At 72.5% G+C, this 18018-nt stretch carries 11 protein-coding genes; 7 read left to right on the top strand and 4 right to left on the bottom strand.

The features are described 5' to 3' along the window. Positions 1-46: 46 nt before the first annotated feature. Positions 47-2401, bottom strand: a complete 2355-nt coding sequence (locus tag AC3CF1_RS25755; protein WP_435794559.1) for a putative bifunctional diguanylate cyclase/phosphodiesterase — start codon at positions 2399-2401, stop codon at positions 47-49. 129 nt (positions 2402-2530) lie between these two features. On the opposite strand from AC3CF1_RS25755, the gene ilvD reads away from it, so the two are divergent. Next, positions 2531-4378, top strand: a complete 1848-nt coding sequence (gene ilvD / locus AC3CF1_RS25750) for a dihydroxy-acid dehydratase (RefSeq protein ID WP_141908172.1) — start codon at positions 2531-2533, stop codon at positions 4376-4378. Positions 4379-4541: 163 nt separating this feature from the next. After that, positions 4542-5384 (top strand): SCO4651 family lipoprotein, encoded by an 843-nt coding sequence (locus AC3CF1_RS25745; RefSeq protein ID WP_488451462.1) that lies wholly within the window; start codon positions 4542-4544, stop codon positions 5382-5384. Between the two features lie 147 nt (positions 5385-5531). Here AC3CF1_RS25745 and AC3CF1_RS25740 read toward each other — a convergent pair whose 3' ends face one another. After that, the gene (locus tag AC3CF1_RS25740) at positions 5532-7985 is read right to left on the bottom strand and encodes a glycoside hydrolase family 2 protein (RefSeq protein WP_488451461.1); all 2454 of its coding nucleotides are present in this window, start codon (positions 7983-7985) and stop codon (positions 5532-5534) included. Between the two features lie 119 nt (positions 7986-8104). Between AC3CF1_RS25740 and AC3CF1_RS25735 the strand changes: the two genes are divergently transcribed. Next, entirely contained in the window at positions 8105-9124 is a 1020-nt protein-coding gene (locus AC3CF1_RS25735; protein WP_354981206.1) for a LacI family DNA-binding transcriptional regulator, read from the top strand. A 20-nt stretch (positions 9125-9144) separates the two neighbouring features. Here AC3CF1_RS25735 and AC3CF1_RS25730 read toward each other — a convergent pair whose 3' ends face one another. Then, a complete protein-coding gene (locus AC3CF1_RS25730; RefSeq protein WP_488451460.1) occupies positions 9145-11535 on the bottom strand; it encodes an EAL domain-containing protein in 2391 nt (796 codons plus the stop codon). Positions 11536-11753: 218 nt separating this feature from the next. Between AC3CF1_RS25730 and AC3CF1_RS25725 the strand changes: the two genes are divergently transcribed. After that, positions 11754-12146 carry a PH domain-containing protein gene (locus AC3CF1_RS25725; protein ID WP_210792121.1) on the top strand — a complete coding sequence of 131 codons (393 nt, stop codon included), beginning with the start codon at positions 11754-11756 and terminating at the stop codon, positions 12144-12146. Here the strand turns inward: AC3CF1_RS25725 and AC3CF1_RS25720 are convergent. Continuing rightward, complete coding sequence (locus tag AC3CF1_RS25720) at positions 12140-13066, bottom strand: 2-hydroxyacid dehydrogenase (RefSeq protein ID WP_210792120.1); 927 nt, start codon at positions 13064-13066, stop codon at positions 12140-12142. The genes AC3CF1_RS25725 and AC3CF1_RS25720 overlap by 7 nt on opposite strands. A gap of 186 nt (positions 13067-13252) precedes the next feature. Between AC3CF1_RS25720 and AC3CF1_RS25715 the strand changes: the two genes are divergently transcribed. The 3 genes from AC3CF1_RS25715 (at position 13253) to AC3CF1_RS25705 (ending at position 17962) form a co-directional block, all read left to right on the top strand. Next, positions 13253-15070 carry a SpoIIE family protein phosphatase gene (locus AC3CF1_RS25715; RefSeq protein WP_488451459.1) on the top strand — a complete coding sequence of 606 codons (1818 nt, stop codon included), beginning with the start codon at positions 13253-13255 and terminating at the stop codon, positions 15068-15070. 92 nt (positions 15071-15162) lie between these two features. Next, entirely contained in the window at positions 15163-16335 is a 1173-nt protein-coding gene (locus AC3CF1_RS25710; protein WP_488451458.1) for a PQQ-dependent sugar dehydrogenase, read from the top strand. Between the two features lie 61 nt (positions 16336-16396). Then, entirely contained in the window at positions 16397-17962 is a 1566-nt protein-coding gene (locus tag AC3CF1_RS25705; RefSeq protein ID WP_354981209.1) for a metallophosphoesterase, read from the top strand. Positions 17963-18018 lie beyond the last annotated feature (56 nt).

Below are 18018 nucleotides of genomic sequence, written 5' to 3'. Positions count from 1 at the left end.
GTGCGCTCAGGTAAGTACTCGCAGCGACCGGTACGACGACATGCGGCTAAGCCTGACGCATCTCACGCGATGAGTCAACTGATCCCACATGTTGGTTAACGGACGTCGGCGCGTCGGTCGGCGACGCGCTGTCGGCAGGCGGGTTGAGCTGCCCTGACCCGCCCGGATGCCGACGTGGCGTGGGCAGCGGAGCAGGCCGCGCACCGGGTGAGGTGGCCGCCTCCAGCATCGCCTCCAGGTGCTCGGCCGGCACTCCCCAGCCGAAGAGCGCGCCCTGGCCGAACCGGCATCCGGCGGCCACCACGGCGGCCAGCTCGGTCGGCGTCGTCACCCCCTCGGCGATCACCTCCAGCCCCAGCTGGTGGCCCAGTCGCATGACGATGTCGACCATCGGCGCGAACGCCGGACCGTCCTGGTCGACCGGGCGGACCGGCTCATGCTCGGCGACCAGGCTGTGGTCGATCTTCAGGATGTCGATCGGGAGCCGCCGCAACTGCCCCAGCGACGAGTAGCCGGCCCCGAAGTCGTCCAGCGCGATCCGGACACCGGTCAACCGCAACGCGGTCAGTCGCCGGATCAGCTCGTCCAGGTCGGTGGCGACCGCGTGCTCGGTGACCTCCAGCACCAGCCGCTGCGGCGGCACGTGGTGGGCGCGCAGCGCCTCGGCAACCTGGACCACGTACTCCGGGGCGTGCAACTCACGCGGGGAGACGTTGACCGACACCCACACGTCGTGCCCGTCGGCCAGCCACCGGGAGAGCTGGTAGCAGGCCTGGTGCAACACCCAGGCGCCGAGCGGAGCGATCATCCCGCACTCCTCGGCGAGCGGGATGAACTCGTCCGGACGGACGTTGCCCAGCTCGGGGTGGTGCCAGCGGAGCAGAGCCTCGGCGCCGACCGGCCGCACCGACGGCAGCGACGCCACCGGCTGGAAAGCCAACCGCAGCTCGTCGCGGTCGATGGCGCCGCGCAGCTCGTGCTCCACCGCGGTCCGCCGACGCAACAGCTGGTCGTACGCCGCGTCGTAGCGCTCGATCCGGTTCTTGCCGCGCTGCTTGGCGTAGCGCAGCGCCAGGTCGGCGTGGCGCAGCAGCAGCTCCACGTCTCCCTCCCCGGCCGACCCGGCCACCCCGATGCTGACCGACAGGAAGACCGGCCCCTCCGGCTCGTCGTACGGCCGGTTGACCACCCCGAGCAACCGTTCGGCGACCCGGTCCGCCTCGGCCGGCCGGCCCTGCATGAGGACGGCGAACTCGTCGCCGCCCAGCCGGGCGGCCACGTCGCCGGGGCGCAGGTTGGCGCGCAGTCGCCGGCCCACCTCGGCCAGCACGGCGTCGCCCACGTCGTGACCGCGCATGTCGTTGACGTTCTTGAAGCCGTCCAGGTCGAGGCCGAGCAGGACGCGGGGGTTGCCCGTCGCGGCGCTGTCGTGCAGTGCGCGGAGCAGACCACGCCGGTTGGCCAACGACGTCAACGGGTCGGTGTGCGCCAGCTCACGGAAGTGCGCCTCCCGCTCGGCCAGGCGGTCCGCGTACCCCCGTACGTCGCGGAGGGTGAGGTATTGCCGTGCCACCAGTGCGAAACCCTCCACGCTGCCGGCCACGATGCCCGCCGCCGTGAACCGGCCGTCCTGGGCGAGGTGGTACATCGCCGACGCGGCCATCGCCAACATCGGGGCGATGGCGTACTCGCCGTCGCGGCCGATCAGGTCCAGATCGACCTGCCCGGGCCGGTCCGCCCGGTGCACCGAGAGCGCGACGGTCAGCAGGCCGGCGGCGAGCACCGCGGCACCGGTCAGCGCCATCGTCGGCCCGGCCTGGCAGAGCCCGGCGCTCAGGCCGAGGCCACCGCAGGTCACCGCGGTGATGCCGGAACCCAGCGCGGCGAGCCGTCGACGGGGGGTCGCGGCCCGGAAGACCACGATCACGGCGAGCCCGGCGCCGAGCGCGGCGCTCACCGTGGCCACCAGGATCGCCGGGCAGGCCATCGGGGTGGCGGCGCCGAGCAGCCGGGTGGGCTCGGAGAAGAGCACCCAGCCGACGAACCACAGCGCGGCGGCCATGACCAACCCGTCCAGGGCGAGCCGGGCCGTTCCCGACGCGGTGGCGGCAACCCCGGGCAGCCGGAGAAGACCGGCGGCGAAGGCCAGCCCGCTCACTGCCGCGCCGATCGCCACCACTGTCGCCCAACCCGTACGCTGCCCCTGCTCGTGGGCCCAGTGGTCGTTCGCGCTGAGCGCGGCGACGACCCCGGCCAGCAGACTGAGCAGCGCGACCCCGGCGGCTGCGGCGAGCAGCACGTGTGCGGGCCGGCGCGGCCCGGTACGCCGCCAGGCGACGACGGTCAGCAGCACGGCGGCCACGGCGGCGGCGAGCCCGCTGAGCGCCGCCACAGCGACCATGCCCGGGGGGAGATGCACGCTCCCAAGAGTGCCGGATGCGCGCGAGTCGTGGGGGGCTGGGTGTGCATCTGTTGGGACACGGCGCCCACCGGGGCCGGCCCCCGTGGCGGCGGTGTCATGCTGGTATGCATGCCTGAGCTGCGGTCGAGGACTTCCACACACGGTCGGACGATGGCCGGCGCCCGGGCCCTCTGGCGGGCCACCGGGATGACCGACGACGATTTCGGTAAGCCGATCGTCGCCATCGCCAACAGTTTCACCCAGTTCGTGCCTGGTCACGTCCACCTCAAGGACATGGGTGGCCTGGTCGGCGACGCGATCGCCGAGGCCGGTGGGGTGGGCCGGGAGTTCAACACCATCGCGGTCGACGACGGCATCGCCATGGGCCACGGCGGCATGCTCTACTCGCTGCCCAGCCGGGAGCTGATCGCCGACGCGGTGGAATACATGGTCAACGCGCACTGCGCGGACGCCCTGGTCTGCATCTCCAACTGCGACAAGATCACCCCGGGGATGCTGCTGGCCGCACTGCGGCTCAACATCCCGACCGTCTTCGTCTCCGGTGGCCCGATGGAGGCCGGCAAGACGATGGCGATCGAGGGCGTCGTGCACAGCAAGATCGACCTGATCGACGCGATGATCGCCTCCTCGAACGAGGCGGTCACCGACGAGCAGCTCGGCGAGATCGAGCGCTCCGCCTGCCCGACCTGCGGCTCCTGCTCCGGCATGTTCACCGCCAACTCGATGAACTGCCTCACCGAGGCGATCGGGCTGGCCCTGCCGGGCAACGGCTCGACGCTGGCCACCCACGCCGCCCGCCGGTCACTCTTCGTCGAGGCCGGCCGCACCGTCGTGGAGATCTCCAAGCGGTGGTACGACGGCGACGACGACTCGGTGCTGCCCCGCACTGTCGCCTCCAAGGCCGCCTTCGAGAACGCGGTCGCCCTGGACGTGGCGATGGGCGGGTCCACCAACACGGTGCTGCACCTGCTCGCCGCCGCCCGGGAGGCGGAGATGGACTTCGGCGTCGCCGACATCGACGCGATCTCCCGGCGGGTGCCGTGCCTGGCCAAGGTCGCGCCCAACTCCCCGAACTACCACATGGAAGACGTGCACCGGGCCGGCGGCATCCCCGCGATCCTCGGTGAACTGGACCGGGCCGGGCAGCTCAACCGGGATGTGTGGGCCGTGCACTCCCCCTCGCTGGCGCAGTGGCTGACCGACTGGGACGTGCGCGGCGGCTCGCCGACACCGACGGCCGTCGAGCTGTTCCACGCGGCTCCCGGCGGCGTGCGTACCGTCGAGCCGTTCTCCACCACCAACCGGTGGTCGTCGCTGGACACCGACGCGGCCGGTGGCTGCATCCGGGACCGCGAGCACGCCTACTCCGCCGACGGTGGGCTGGCCATCCTGCACGGCAACCTGGCACCGGAGGGCAGCGTGGTGAAGACCGCCGGCGTGCCGGACGACTGCCTGACCTTCCGCGGCCCGGCGAAGGTCTACGAGTCGCAGGACGACGCCGTGACCGCGATCCTCGCCAAGCAGGTGGTCGCGGGTGACGTCGTGGTGATCCGGTACGAGGGACCCAAGGGCGGCCCCGGCATGCAGGAGATGCTCTACCCCACCTCGTTCCTCAAGGGACGTGGGCTGGGCCGGTCCTGCGCGCTGCTCACCGACGGCCGATTCTCCGGCGGCACCTCCGGGCTCTCCATCGGGCACGTCTCCCCCGAGGCGGCCTCCGGTGGGCTGATCGCCCTGGTCCGTGACGGTGACGAGGTCGTCATCGACATCCCGAACCGGTCGATCGAGCTGAACGTGTCCGCCGAGGAGCTGGAGGCGCGACGGGTGGCCGAGGAGAAGCGCGACAAGCCGTACACCCCGACCGACCGGCAGCGCCCGGTGTCGGCGGCGCTGCGCGCGTACGCCTCGATGGCCACCTCGGCCAGCGACGGCGCCTACCGCCGCGTCCCGGAGTAACCACCGCTCGCGAACGGCACTGGATCGCCGATGTTGGGGTGTCCACCGGATGCCCCAACATCGGCGATGTCGAGGGGCTGAACCGGTCCGCGGATGTCGGACGCGTCGGTTAGCGTGTCGTCGATCAATTCGGGGAGAGCCCGGATTCCTGCGGGGAAGAGGCGTGTACGTGTCGTTTGGCAAGAAGTCCGTGGCGGTGGCGGTCTCGGCGCTCACCGCGCTCGCTGTCTCCGCGTGTGGCACGACGTCCGGCGGGTCCAATGAGCCCAAGCAGCCCAGCGTTCTGGAGCTGCTGGCCAGTGACCTCAAGGGGTCGCTGCAGAAGACGGCCGAGGCCACCAACAAGAGCGATTCGGTGACCGTGTCGATGACGGGCACGGCGGGCGGCGAGAAGGTCGAGATGCGTGGCGTCCTGGACCTCGGCGACCCGGTCAAGGCCGAGATGACGACGACGGACCCGAAGGGCGACTCGACTGTCGTCCGGATGGTCGGTGCGGTCATCTACGTCGAGATTCCGGCCGAGGACCGCTCCAGCATGGACGGCAAGCGCTGGATGAAGATGGACCTGAGCGAAGCTGGCAAGCAGGCCGGGATGAACTTCGGCAAGCAGTTCGAGGACATCGACCCGACCAAGCAGGTCAAGACGCTGATCGCCACCGAGGGCACGAAGGTGGTCGGTCAGGAGACGGTGGACGGGACGGCCACCGTCCACTACACGGTCAACACCCCCCTGGCGACCCACCTTGAGCAGGTCGACGCGAAGCTGCGGGCAGGCGTCGAGCAGCAGATGACCAAAATGGGCGTCAAGGAGATCACCACCGATCTGTGGGTTGACGAGCAGTACCGGCCCCGCCGGGCAGCCCTGAAGATGGGCCCGTTGGGTGACCTGATGATGGACTACACCGACTACGGCAAGGCGGTGACGGTCGAGACGCCGCCGACGGCGGAGACCCTCGACTTCGCCGAGATGCTCAAGGGTCTGCAGGGCTTGACCGCCAGCAACTGATCAGGACCGGAAGGCTGCCCGGCCGGCGCGGAGACGCGCCCGCCGGGCAGTGCCGTGTCCGCCCACTCGTCGCGGCCCGACTGACAGCCGACTCCGGGCCAGCTGAGGTCGCGCAGGTCGACCGCGTCGACCCCCGGACGCGGTGGCCTAGCTTCGCTGAATGTCGTTGACGCAGCGCAGCACCGGTCGAGCGGTCAGCGCAGCAGCGTCCAGCGGCCCAGAAGCCCGCACGGTGAAGGTCGTGGACTCGCCCGGCAGCAGGGTGACCAGTGCCTCGTCGACGGAAGCCGTCGGGTCGAGCCGGTCGGCGAACAGCGTCAGGTCGCGCAGCACCGTGCGGGCCGTGACCCGGACCCGCTGCCCACCGTCGAACGGCTCGACAGCCGCCTCCCAGGCCGCCACAGGCCACTCCACCTCGCGGTCCTCGGCGAAGAACCACAACGCCCGCCGCGTGTTCTCCCCCGCCTCCGCGACGAGCAGCTCGCGCCTGGCCTCCTCCGGCCGGGCCAGCTCCGCCGGCAGCGCCAGCGTCACCGCCGAGTACGCGGGAACGGCCAGCTGCATCGTCGTCTTAGCCCGGGGCTCGCCAGCGAGGGTAACCCGCATCACCGAGGCCGACGCCCGCCAGGGCGTGCCACTCTCGTTGACCGCGACCAGGGCCAGGCCGCCGGCGCGGGGCTGCACGGTGAGGAGCCGATCGGCGTACGCGTGACGCAGCGAATACCACAGGGGTTTGCGTCGGCCGTCGCCGTCGACGGCCGACCAGGAGGTCACCGGCCAGCAGTCGTTGAGCTGCCAGACGATGGTGCCGGCGCAGACGTCCCGGTGTGAGCGGAAGTGCTCCACCCCGAGCTGGATGGCGCGGGCCTGGTTGAGCTGCGTCAGGTAGTGCCAGTCGTCGAAGTCCGCCGGGGCGGGCAGGTGCGCGTCCAGGCCGCGCTGGAGCTTGGCGTCACCGTTTGCTGCCTTCTGGTGGTGCGCCATGCCCGGTGAGTCGTGCGCCAGGGGCTCGTCGCTCAGCGCCCGGCGCACTGTGGCGTACGCCGGCGGTGCCTGGTAGCCGAACTCGGCGACGAAGCGCGGGACGTACTCCCGGTATCTGGTGTAGTCGTCGGTGTTCCACACGTCCCAGATGTGCGTGGTGCCGTGCCCCGGGTCGTTGGGGTGGATCGCCTCGGTGCCCGACCAGGGGCTGCCCGGCCAGTACGGGCGGGTCGGGTCCAGCTCGCCGACGATCCGGGGCAGCACGTCGAGGTAGTAGCCGCGCCCCCAGGTGCGCCCGGCCAGCGGCTCCTGCCAGTCCCAGTCGTGCCAGCCCCAGATGTTCTCGTTGTTGCCGGTCCAGAGCACCAGCGACGGGTACGGCGCCAGCCGCGTCACCTGCTCGGCCGCCTCGGCGGCAACCTCGGTGGCGAAGGGCTCCTCCTCCGGGTAGGCCGCGCAGGCGAAGAGGAGGTCCTGCTGGACGAGCAGGCCCCGCTCGTCGGCGAGGTCGTAGAAGTCCGCCGACTCGTAGCGGCCACCGCCCCAGACGCGCAGCAGGTTGATGTTGGCTTCGACGGCCTGGTCGAACCGCTCGGCCAGTCGGTCGCGGGTGATCCGGGTGGGGAACACGTCGTCCGGGATCCAGTTGACGCCGCGGACGAAGACGGGAACGTCGTTGACCGACAGCGCGAACGGGGTGCCGTGTTCGTCGGGCGTGGTGTCCAGTCGCACCTTGCGAAAGCCGACCCGGTGCGACCAGACGTCGAGGGTGTCGTCGTCCGGCCCGTGCACTGTCACCTCGATCGGGTGGCGTGCCTGTTCGCCGTACCCCCGGGGCCACCAGAGCGTGGGCTCGCGGACGGTGAGGGTGAGCACGGCCGTGCGCTGGCCGGCCGGGACGATCACCTCGGTGCGGGAGCCGGCGACGGCGGCGCGGACGGTCAGCGGGACGTCCGAGGCCCGCTCGATCTCGACGTGCACCTCGACCCTGCCGTCGCGGCCGTCCATTGTGACCAGTGGGCGGACGGTGGCCAGCCGGGCGGTCGACCAGGCGTGCAGGCCGATCTCCTGCCAGATGCCGGCGGTGACCAGGGTGGGGCCCCAGTCCCAGCCGAAGTTGCAGGCCATCTTGCGGATGAAGTGGAACGGCTCCGGGTAGGCGTTGGGCCGGTCGCCGAGCCGCTCCTGCTGCGCCTCGGCGTAGCGGTACGCGGAGTCGAACGCCACGACCAGGTCGTTGTCGCCGTCGCGCAGCAGCGACCGGACGTCGAACCGGTAACCGCGGTGCATGTTCTCGGTGCGGCCGACCTCGACACCGTTGAGGGTGAGCGTGGCGACGGTGTCCAGGCCGGCGCAGACCAGGTCGACACGCTCGTCGTCGCCCGGCCGGTGCACGAAGGTGGTCTGGTAGCTCCAGTCGGTGCGCCCGATCCAGGCCAGCGCCAGTTCGTTGTCGTCCAGGTACGGGTCTTCGATCAGCCCGGCGTCGAGCAGGTCGGTGTGCACGCAACCCGGCACTGTCGCCGGCACGGCCCGCCCGGCGATCCCGGCCGGCACCTGCGCTCCGGGTGCCGCCCGCAGGGTCCAACCGTCGTAGAGTGCCTGTCGGCTCACCATTGCACCGCACCTTCCGCATCGAAAGACGTTTACTGAACCGGATAAGCTAGAAACCGTACGGTCCACCCTGGTGACTGTCAACGGCCGGTTGACGCCCCGCAGCGAAGAGGAGCACGCCGGTGAAGCGGCCGACCATCGCCGACGTCGCCCGACGCGCCGGCGTGTCCAAGGGCGCCGTGTCGTACGCGCTCAACGGGCAGCCCGGCGTCTCCGAGACCACCCGGCAGCGCATCCTGGCCATCGCCACGGAGATCGGGTTCAGCCCGAGCAGCGCCGCCCGCGCCCTCTCCGCCGCCACCGCCGGGGCGGTCGGCCTGGCCCTGTGCCGACCGGCCCGGACACTCGGCATCGAACCGTTCTTCATGGCATTGATCAGTGGCGTCGAGGCCGAGCTCTCCGCCCGCTCGTACGCGCTGACCCTCCAGGTGGTGGCCGACCACGACGCCGAGATCGCGGTCTACCGACGGTGGTGGGCCGAACGCCGGGTGGACGGGGTGCTCGTGTGCGACCTGCGCACCGACGACCGGCGCATTTCCGCGCTGGAGCAGCTCCAACTGCCGGCGGTGGTGATCGGCGGGCCCGGCGGCACCGGTGAGCTGTCCAGTCTCTGGTCCGACGACGCCGCAGCGCTGACCGAGACGGTGGAATACCTGGTCGCGCTCGGGCACCGACGCATCGCCCGGGTTGGCGGCCTGCCCGACCTGCGGCACACCGAGATCCGCACCGAGGCCTTCGCGGAGATCTGCCAGCGGCTCGACCTGGTCGACGCGACCACTGTCTGGTCCGACTACACGGGCGAGGAGGGAGGTCGGGCCACCCGCCGGCTGCTCAGCTCCGCCCAACGGCCCACCGCGGTCATCTACGACAACGACGTGATGGCCATCGCCGGGCTCTCCGTCGCCCAGGAGATGGGGCTCAGCGTGCCCGGTGATCTGTCCATCGTGGCCTGGGACGACTCGCCGCTGTGCCGCCTGGTGCACCCGTCGTTGACCGCACTGGGCAGGGACATCCCCGCGTACGGCGCGCACGCCGCCCGCCAACTGCTCGCGGTCATCGCCGGACAGCCCGCCGGCCGGGTGCAGGACGAGACGCCGCACCTCACCCCGCGCGGCAGCACCGCACCACCCCGGGTGAGGTGAACCGGTTCAGTTACCAGGGCTCAGCGGGACGCTGACGGGAACTCCTCGAAGTACGCCTCGACCCGCTCGGCCGTCGCCGGGCGGGCCAGCGCGAACCCCTGCCCGTACCGGCAGCCACCCCGGCGCGCCCCCTCCACCTGGGCCGACGACTCCAGCTCCTCCGCGACGATCTCCACACCCAGCCGCTCTCCGACGTTGACCACCACGTCGATCAGCGGCGGCTGCCCGTCCGGCCGTGCGCCCACCAACTCCGGGCCCACCTTGAGCAGGTCGATCGGCAGCCGGCGAAGCTGCGCCAACGAGGCGTGCTCGGCCCGGAAGTCGTCCAACGCGGTGCGCACACCCAGCGACCGCAGCCCGGCCAGCCGGGCCACCACCGTCGACAGGTCACCGGCGACCCTCGGCTCGCTCACCTCCACCACCAGCCGCTCCGGCGGCACCCCGTACGCGGCCAGCACGGCTGCGGCCCGCTGCACGAAGTCGGGGGTGGTCAGCTCCCGGGTGGTGATGTTGACCGCCATCCACAGCTCCCGTACGCCCACCGACCAGTCCGACAACTGCCGGCAGGCCCGGTCCAGAACCCACCACTCCAACTCGCCGATCAGGTCCAGATCCTCGGCGACCGGCAGCAACTCGGCCGGGAGCACAGTGCCGAGCACCGGGCTCCGCCAGCGCAGCAGAGCCTCCGCGCCCACCGGCTGCCCGTCGGCCAGGTCGACCACCGGCTGGTAGACGAGATCCAACTCACCGCGGGCCACCGCACCGGGCAGCTCGCGTTCCAGGTCGAGCCGGCGAACCAGCTGCTCCTCCAGGAACGCGTCGTACCACTCGACCCGGTCCCGGCCCAGCTGCACGGCCCGCCGTCGGGCCAGCTCGGCCTGACGGAGCACGTCCGCCGGCCCGGCACCGCTGAGCTCGGCCAACCCGATGCTCGTCTGCACCCGCAGCACCGCACCGCCCAGCCGGTAGGGCGGGCTGAGCGCGGTCAACAACCGGGTGCCCAGCGCGTACGCCAGCATCGGACCGGCGGCGGTGACCACGGCGAAGCCGGCACCCGTGCACCCGGTGACCAGGTCGTCGGGGGCGATGACCGCGCGGGCCCGGTGCACCGCCTCGGCCAGCATGTCCTCCCGGGCCGTCGGGCCGACGCCCTCGGTGCCGTGCAGGTCCACCAGCAGCAGCGCGCCGGTCGGTGCCGGCACGTCGCCGATCGCGGCGAGGGCGTCCAGCAGGGCCGCCCGGTCACCCGGACCACCGCCGCCCGCCGGGACGGGCCGTCGGTTGAGCGCCGACCAGGCGGCACCGTCGTCGGTTGCCCAGGCTGGGCCCACACCGCTCGGTGTGGCCGGGTCGACGGCGCGGCCGGAGTGGTGCTGGGCCGGTGTGGCTGGCGGCTCCGACCTGCCCGGCCAGCGTGCCGGCGCCGCATGGCGGTGCCGGACCGCGCCGCCCGCCCGTCGGCGGTGCGCGGCCCGCCGTTCGGTGGTGGAGGTGCCACCCGCGCGCAACAGGTCACGCAGCACCAGGGACGGCACCGCCGCCAGGGCCAACACCACGCTCGTCCGGTCGAGAGCACGGCCGGCAGCCAGGTGCACACCCGCCGCCAGCAGCAGCATCGCCGCCGGGAGCACCGCTCGGGGCCAGGCCGCGGCGACCGGCTCCGCCGGCTCGGCGTCGCCCTCGTCCGCTGCGTCGGCCGCACCGACCGCGACGAGCAGCATCCCGAACACCAACGGGGGTACGGCCAGCAGGGCCGCCGGCCCGACCGGCTCGGTTGGCAGCGTGGCCAGCAGAACCAACCCGCCCAGAGTGAGCAGGACACCGCCCCGGCAGACCTCCGCACCCGAGCGTCGCCTCGGCCCCGCGAACGCGTTGAGGGCGGCCATCCCCAGCCCACCGAGCGCCAGCGCGACGACCAGCCGGGTCGAAGCCGGCAGGTCGGCACGGGGCAGCAGCAGCCAGCCGGCGAGGGCCAGGCCGACGGCCGGGCCGCTCGACTCGACCGACCGGCGCAGCAGGACACCGGCCGACGCCCGCGTCCGGCCGGGAAGGCGGTGGAGACCGAGCCCGGAGAGGGCGGCCACGACCAGCGAACCGATGAGCACGGCGACGGTCGACCCGACGTCGGCCAGGGGCAGCACGACAGCGGTGAGGCCAGCGGTCACCACCGCCGCGTCGAGGAGCACACCCGCCGTACGCGGTGACGGATCGGCACGGCGTCGTCCGGCCAGCCGGGAGAGTCGCACCCCCGCGAGCGTGGCGCCGGCACCAGCGGCCAGCGCGATCACCACCGAGGCCGGGACCAGGCCGATGGCACCGGCGAGAAGGAGCAGCGCCACCGCGGCGGAGGTGGCGGCCTCCGGTGCCGCCCGGCGAGGGACGAGAACACGGAACGGGTACGCGAGGAGCACGGCGGTCGCCTTCGTGAGGGGGCACGGGGGCGGTACGACGGTGCGGGGCATCGGACGTTGCGAGTCCGCTGCTCAACAAACGAAAACGATCGGCGGCCGGATTGGTTACGTGTCGGTCACCTGGAGGAGACAATGACCTGTGTCACTGTACGGCGTACCGCACCCCGCCGGCACCGCCCGCCGCGAGCCGGACCGGCCGGGGGTGGGATCATCGGAGGGTGAGTAAGCCCGACACGGTCCGCTTCCGGTACAACCAAGCCATCCTGGTCGCCGCGGTCATCGCCTTCATCGGTGCACTGCCGCTGGCGAGCGCCCGGACCTACCTGCTGCCGGTGCTGCTCCTGCCGCTCGCCGTCGCGCTCTGGGCCTGGCGGGCCGGCACCGACGCCAACGCCCGGGAGCTGCGCGTACGGGCGTTGGCCGGGCAACGCCGCATCGACTGGGACCAGGTCCTCGAACTGGTCACCGATCAGCGCGGACGGGCGGTCGCGCGGCTCGACGACGGCCAGCAGGTGACCCTGCCGGCGGTACGCGGCGTGGACCTGCCCCGGCTGGTGTCGGCCACCGGCCAGACGCTGCCCGACAACCCGGCCGAGGCGCCTGGTCAGTAGCCGTCGACCACCGTGTTGATCAGCGGCTGCCCGGCGGCGAACCGGCGCACCTGGTCACCGACCAGTCGGTAGGCACGCGGCAGCAGACCTCGCACCGACCCGGCCACATGCGGGGTGAGCAGCACGTTCGGCATCGTCCAGAGCGGCGAGTCGGCGGGCAGCGGCTCCGGATCGGTGACGTCCAGGGCGGCCGAGATCCGACCGGTGGCCAGCTCGGCGACCAGCGCCTCGGTGTGGGCCACCGGCCCCCGGGCGGCGTTGACGAGCAACGCACCGTCCGGCATCGCGGCCAGGAAGTCCTTGTCGATCAGGCCACGGGTCTGGTCGGTGAGCGGCACGATCACGATCACCACGTCCGCGTCGGGCAGCAGCCGGGGCAGTTCCTCGACGCCGTGCACGCCCTGCTCCGGGCGGGCGGTCCTCGCCACCAGCGTGAAGCTCACCTCGAAGGGGGCGAGCCGGTCCCGCACCGCGGTGCCGATCGCGCCGGCCCCGACGATCAGCACCCGCTTGCCGGTCAGCTCGTCGGTCGGGAGGTTTCCCTCGTTCGCCCAACGCCGCTCGGCCTGCGCCCGGATGAACGTCGGGAACGCCCGCAGCTGGGCAAGGACAGCCGTGACGACCCACTCGGCGGTGGACGGGTCGTGCACGCCCCGCGCGTCGCAGAGCGTGACCCCCGGCGGTGTCCGGCCGGCCCAGGCGTCCGCCCCGGCGGAGAGCAACTGCACCACGGCCAGGTCGGGCAGCTCACGCAGCAACGCCGTCGCGTCCGAGCCGCCCAGGAACGGTGGCACCCAGACGCGGACGTCGGTCGCCTCCGAGGGCAGCCGGTCGGCGTGCTCGAACACCTCCACCGTCACGTCCCGGGGCAGCTCGCCCATGAGGTTCAGACCGGCCTGGTGTGGGATCCATACCTTCACGTCCGCCGACGATAGTCCCCCTGACCACGGCCGGCGCGGGCACGGCGGCGAACAGACGTCCCGGGGGATGGCGCGTGGGGTCGGGGCGGGCGAGACTCAGCACACCGATGTTCGACTCCGCCCTGGACGAGGTATAACGAAGGGTCGGAGGGCCGGTCGGCCTCCGCCCCGGCAGACAGGTGCTCGATGACCGACGGCTCCCCCGCCACCGCCCGGCCTCCGATCGTCCCGCCTGCGGCGCTCGGCGAACCGGCGCGGCTGCGCGCGCTCGCTGACACCGGGCTCGACGCCGTCCCGGACGAGGCGTTCGACCGGTTCGCCCGGCTGGTCAGCGACCTGCTGGACGTGCCGGTGGCGCTGGTCTCCCTGGTCTCCGCGGACCGGCAGTTCTTCCCCGGCGCGGTCGGGTTGCCGGACCCCTGGTCGGAGCGTCGGCAGACCCCGCTGAGCCACTCGTTCTGTCAGCACGTCGTGGACATCCAGGTGCCGATGGTGCTGCCGGATGCCCGGCTCTACCCCCGCGTCCGGGACAATCTGGCGATCGACGACCTCGGCGTGGTCGCGTACGCCGGGATGCCTTTGACCGACCTCTCCGGTCGGGTGCTCGGCTCGCTGTGTGCCATCGACAACAAGCCCCGAGCGTGGACGGCCGCGCAGCTGCGGACACTGGCCGACCTGGCCGCCGCCTGCTCGTCGGAGCTGCGACTGCGGATCGCGCTCGACAGCGCGCAGGAGGCCGGGCGGCGGATCGTGCAGGCGCACGAGCGGTTGGAGCTGGTGGCCGGGGTGAGCGAGACGCTGGCCGGCACCCTGGACGTGGGCACCGCGTTGCGCCGGCTCGCCGCCGCGATGGTGCCGCTGCTCGCCGACTGGTGCCTGCTCACCCTGATCGGGCCGACCGGCCTGCCCCGCGAGGTGGTCTCGGTGCACCGCGACCCGGCCCGGGCGGCGGACGTCGACCGCTTCGGTGAGCTGCTGCGCACCGGGCTGAGCCCGGAGTCGATGATCCGGGCGGTCCTGCGGACCGGTCAGCCCCGGCTCGGCAGCGTGGCGTCCCTGGCCGACGTCACGAGGGGCACCACGCACCCGGAGATGGGCGCGATCGCCGACCGTCTCGGCATCGCCTCCTACCTGAGCGTTCCGATGCAGGGCGTCGGCGGCACCGTGCTGGGCGCGATCACCCTCGTCAACGGCGCGCAACGGCAGCAGTTCGACGACCGCGACCTGCTCACCGCTGTCGACATCGGCCGCCGGGCCGGCCAGGCCGTGGGCAACAGCTCGATGTACGGCGAGCAGCGGCACGTCGCAGAGGTGCTGCAACACAGCATGCTGCCCCAGCTGCCGATCGTGACCGAGCTGGAGCTCGCCGCCCGCTACCAGCCGGCGGCCGACCGGGTGGAGGTCGGCGGCGACTGGTACGACGCCTTCGTCCAGCCCGACGGTGACGTGATCGCGGCGATCGGCGACGTGGCCGGGCACGACATCGAGGCGGCGGCGACCATGGGTCAGCTCCGCAACCTGGTGCGGGGCAACGCCTTCGGCCGGCCGGACACGGTCGGGTCGCTGATGAGCAACCTGGACGGCGCGATCCGTGGCCTGCGGCTGCCGATCGCCGCCACCGCGACACTGGTCCGGATCTGCCCGCAGCGCGGCGGTGTCCACGAGGTGACCTGGTCCAACGCCGGGCACCCACCGGCCCTCGTGATTCGCGCCGGTGGGACGGTCGAGGCCCTGGAGGCGACCCCGGAGCCGCTGCTCGGGCTGGCCCGGCCGTCGACGCGGACCAGCCAGTCGACCAACCTGGCCACCGGTGACACCCTGCTGCTCTACACCGACGGGCTGATCGAGCGGCGGGACCGCTCCATCGACGAGGGGCTGGCCGAGTTGACAGGCCGACTGTCCGGCACTGACAAGCTGCCCCTCGACGAGCTGTGCGACCTGCTGCTCGCCTCGATCGACCACCGCGAGGACGACACCGCGCTGCTGGCCGTACGGGCACGGTGAGCGGTCCACCGGGGACCACCGGCCGGGTTCACCGGCACCCGTCGGATCGCGACGGGCCCGGCCGGGCCGTCCAGCGGGCTACCCTGGGCCGGGTGAGAGCCCGTCCCCCGTACCCTCGCGTCCGTCGCCTCAGGGCGGCCCTCGCGGCGTCCTGCGCGGCGCTGCTGTTCGCCTCCGGTTGCAGCTTCGGCGAACCGGAACCCGACCCGGCCGGCGAGCCGCCCAACCTGCCGACCCCGTCCGCGCCGGCGAGCGCCGGCGACGCCGGCCAGCAGGCGGTGGCGACAGTGCTCGCCAAGGGTCTGCGGGTGCCGTGGGGCATCGCCTTCCTGCCGGACGGCGGCGCGCTGGTCACCGAACGCGACAACGGCCGGATCCTTCAGGTCGGCCCCGAGTCCGGGCCGGACGGGCTGCGCGTCCGCCCGGTGCAGACGATCCCCGAGGTGGCCGCGGCCGGCGAGGGCGGTCTCCTCGGCATCGCCGTCTCCCCGGCCTACGCCCAGGACCGCACGGTCTTCGTCTACTACACCGCCGCCCAGGACAACCGGGTCGCCCGGCTGCAACTCGGCGGTCAGCCCACCCCGATCCTCACCGGCATCCCCAAGGCCAACGTGCACAACGGCGGCGGGTTGGGCTTCGGGCCGGACGGGCAGCTCTACGTCAGCACGGGCGACGCGGGTGAGCGCCCCTCCTCCCAGGACGTGAAGAGCCTCGGCGGCAAGATCCTCCGGATCACGCCGGACGGCAAGCCCTCCGCCGGCAACCCATACCCCAACTCCCCCGTCTGGTCACTGGGCCACCGCAACGTCCAGGGGTTCACCTGGGACGGCGCCAAGCGGATGTACGCCGTCGAGTTCGGCCAGAACACCTGGGACGAGATCAACCAGATCACCAAGGGCGGCAACTACGGCTGGCCGGAGGTCGAGGGGCGCGCCGGCGACAAGCGGTTCACCGACCCGATCACGCAGTGGGCCACCTCGGACGCCTCCTGCTCCGGTCTGGCCGCCACGGACCGCCTGCTGGTCACCGGCTGTCTGCGCGGCAAGCGCCTCTGGGTGATGGAGCTGACCGACACCGGGACGCTGCTCGGCCAGCCCAGTGAGCTGCTCACCAACCGGTACGGTCGACTGCGTGCGGTGGCCGCGGCACCGGACGGGTCGCTCTGGGTGGGCACCTCCAACCACGACGGGCGCGGTGACCCGGCCGGCGACGACGACCGGCTCCTGCGGGTTGTCTTCGCGGGCGGCGACGGCGGCCGCAGCTGACGTTCGTCACCATCCGGTCAGGTTTGCCAAGATCTTTGGACGGGCAGGTCAGACTTTCAGCATGGACGGGCAACGCGACGAGCAGCACGACGACGCCGACGACCGGGACGACCCGGCGACCGGCGGCGACCGGCCGCGCCCGGACAGTCGGCGGCTCGGGTCCGCCGAGCTGCTGCGCCGCATCGGGCTGGTCGTCGCCGTCCTCGCCGTGGCCCTGGGCGGGGCGGTGCTCGGGGTGCTGGCCGGCGGTCGGGTGGACACCGACATCGGCCCGTTCCGGGCCAACCTCAGCATCTCCCCCGCCCGCGACGGCGGCACCACCGTCGACATCCCACCGCTGGGCGCGCTGCTGCTCGACAGCCATGACGGGCCGACCCACCTCACCGTCCGCCTGGGCGCACTCGACCAGGGCCGCACCGAGGCGCTGATCGACGACCCGGCCAGCATCAGCCGGGCCAGCCAGAGCGCCGTCGAGGACGTCCGCTCCGGGGTGATGCGGCTCGGCCTGCGGACCCTCGGCACGTCGGTGCTGGTCACCCTGATCCTGGCCGGGCTGATCTTCCGCAACGTTCGGCGGACCGCCTGGGCGGGCGGGCTCGCACTGCTGATCACCGCCGGCAGCCTCGGCACGGCGGCGGCAACCCTGCGTCCGCAGGCGATCGAGGAACCACGCTACGAAGGGCTGCTGGTCAACGCACCGGCCATCGTCGGCGACGCCCGCCGGATCGCCAACGACTACACCAAGTACGCCGAGCAGCTGCAACGCCTGGTCGGCAATGTCAGCCAGCTCTACACCACCGTCTCGGCGCTTCCGCTGTTGGAGCCGACCCCGGGCACCACGCGGGTGCTGCACGTTTCCGACATGCACCTGAACCCGACCGGCTGGCAGTTGATCCGCACGGTGGTGGAGCAGTTCGGCATCGACGTGGTGATCGACACCGGCGACATCACCGACTGGGGCAGCGAGCCGGAGGCGTCCTTCGTCGGGTCGATCGGCCTGCTCAAGAAGCCGTACGTCTTCATCCGGGGCAACCACGACTCCGGCAAGACCGCCGCCGCGGTGGCCCGCCAGCCGAACGCGATCGTGTTGAACAACACGACGACGACCGTCGCCGGGCTGACCATCGCCGGCATCGGTGACCCGCGTTTCACCCCGGACAAGAACACCTCACCCGCCGGCAGCGGCCTGACCCAGCAGGTCGCCGACCAGGTGACCGGGGTCGGCGAGCAGCTCGCGACCACGGTGCGCCGCTCACCCCGGCCGGTGAACATCGCGCTGGTGCACGATCCGGCGTCGGCCGGGCCGCTCTCCGGCACCTGCCCGCTGGTGCTGGCCGGGCACGCCCACGCGCGGCAGGTCTCCAAACTGCCGCAGGTGCCCGGGCAGCAGCCCACCACGCTGATGGTCGAAGGCTCGACCGGCGGGGCCGGGCTGCGCGGCCTGGAGGGCGAGAAGCCGACCCCGCTGTCGATGAGCGTGCTCTACTTCGACCAGCTGAAGATGCTCCAGGCGTACGACACCATCACCGTCGGAGGCACCGGGCAGGCCCAGGTGAACCTGGAACGACGCCTGGTGGAGAACCCCACCGTGGCGTCCCCCTCGCCCACCACCAGCCCGACCCGCTGACGCGGCGTGGAAGGGCGACCGACCGCCGTCCTTCAGTTCGACAGAGAGTAAACAGA

This window comes from Micromonospora sp. MGP-C2, assembly GCF_057766525.1.
Note: the sequence above shows the minus strand (reverse complement) of the source record. Positions and strands in the feature narration are given on the sequence as shown.

Bases quoted from the DNA above. Each gene is read 5' to 3' on its own strand.
- AC3CF1_RS25755 (WP_435794559.1), bottom strand. From the start codon at position 2,401: ATGGTCGCTGTGGCGGCGCTCAGCGGGCTCGCCGCCGCCGTGGCCGCC.
- ilvD (WP_141908172.1), top strand. From the start codon at position 2,531: ATGCCTGAGCTGCGGTCGAGGACTTCCACACACGGTCGGACGATGGCC.
- AC3CF1_RS25740 (WP_488451461.1), bottom strand. From the start codon at position 7,985: ATGGTGAGCCGACAGGCACTCTACGACGGTTGGACCCTGCGGGCGGCA.
- AC3CF1_RS25715 (WP_488451459.1), top strand. From the start codon at position 13,253: ATGACCGACGGCTCCCCCGCCACCGCCCGGCCTCCGATCGTCCCGCCT.
- AC3CF1_RS25705 (WP_354981209.1), top strand. From the start codon at position 16,397: ATGGACGGGCAACGCGACGAGCAGCACGACGACGCCGACGACCGGGAC.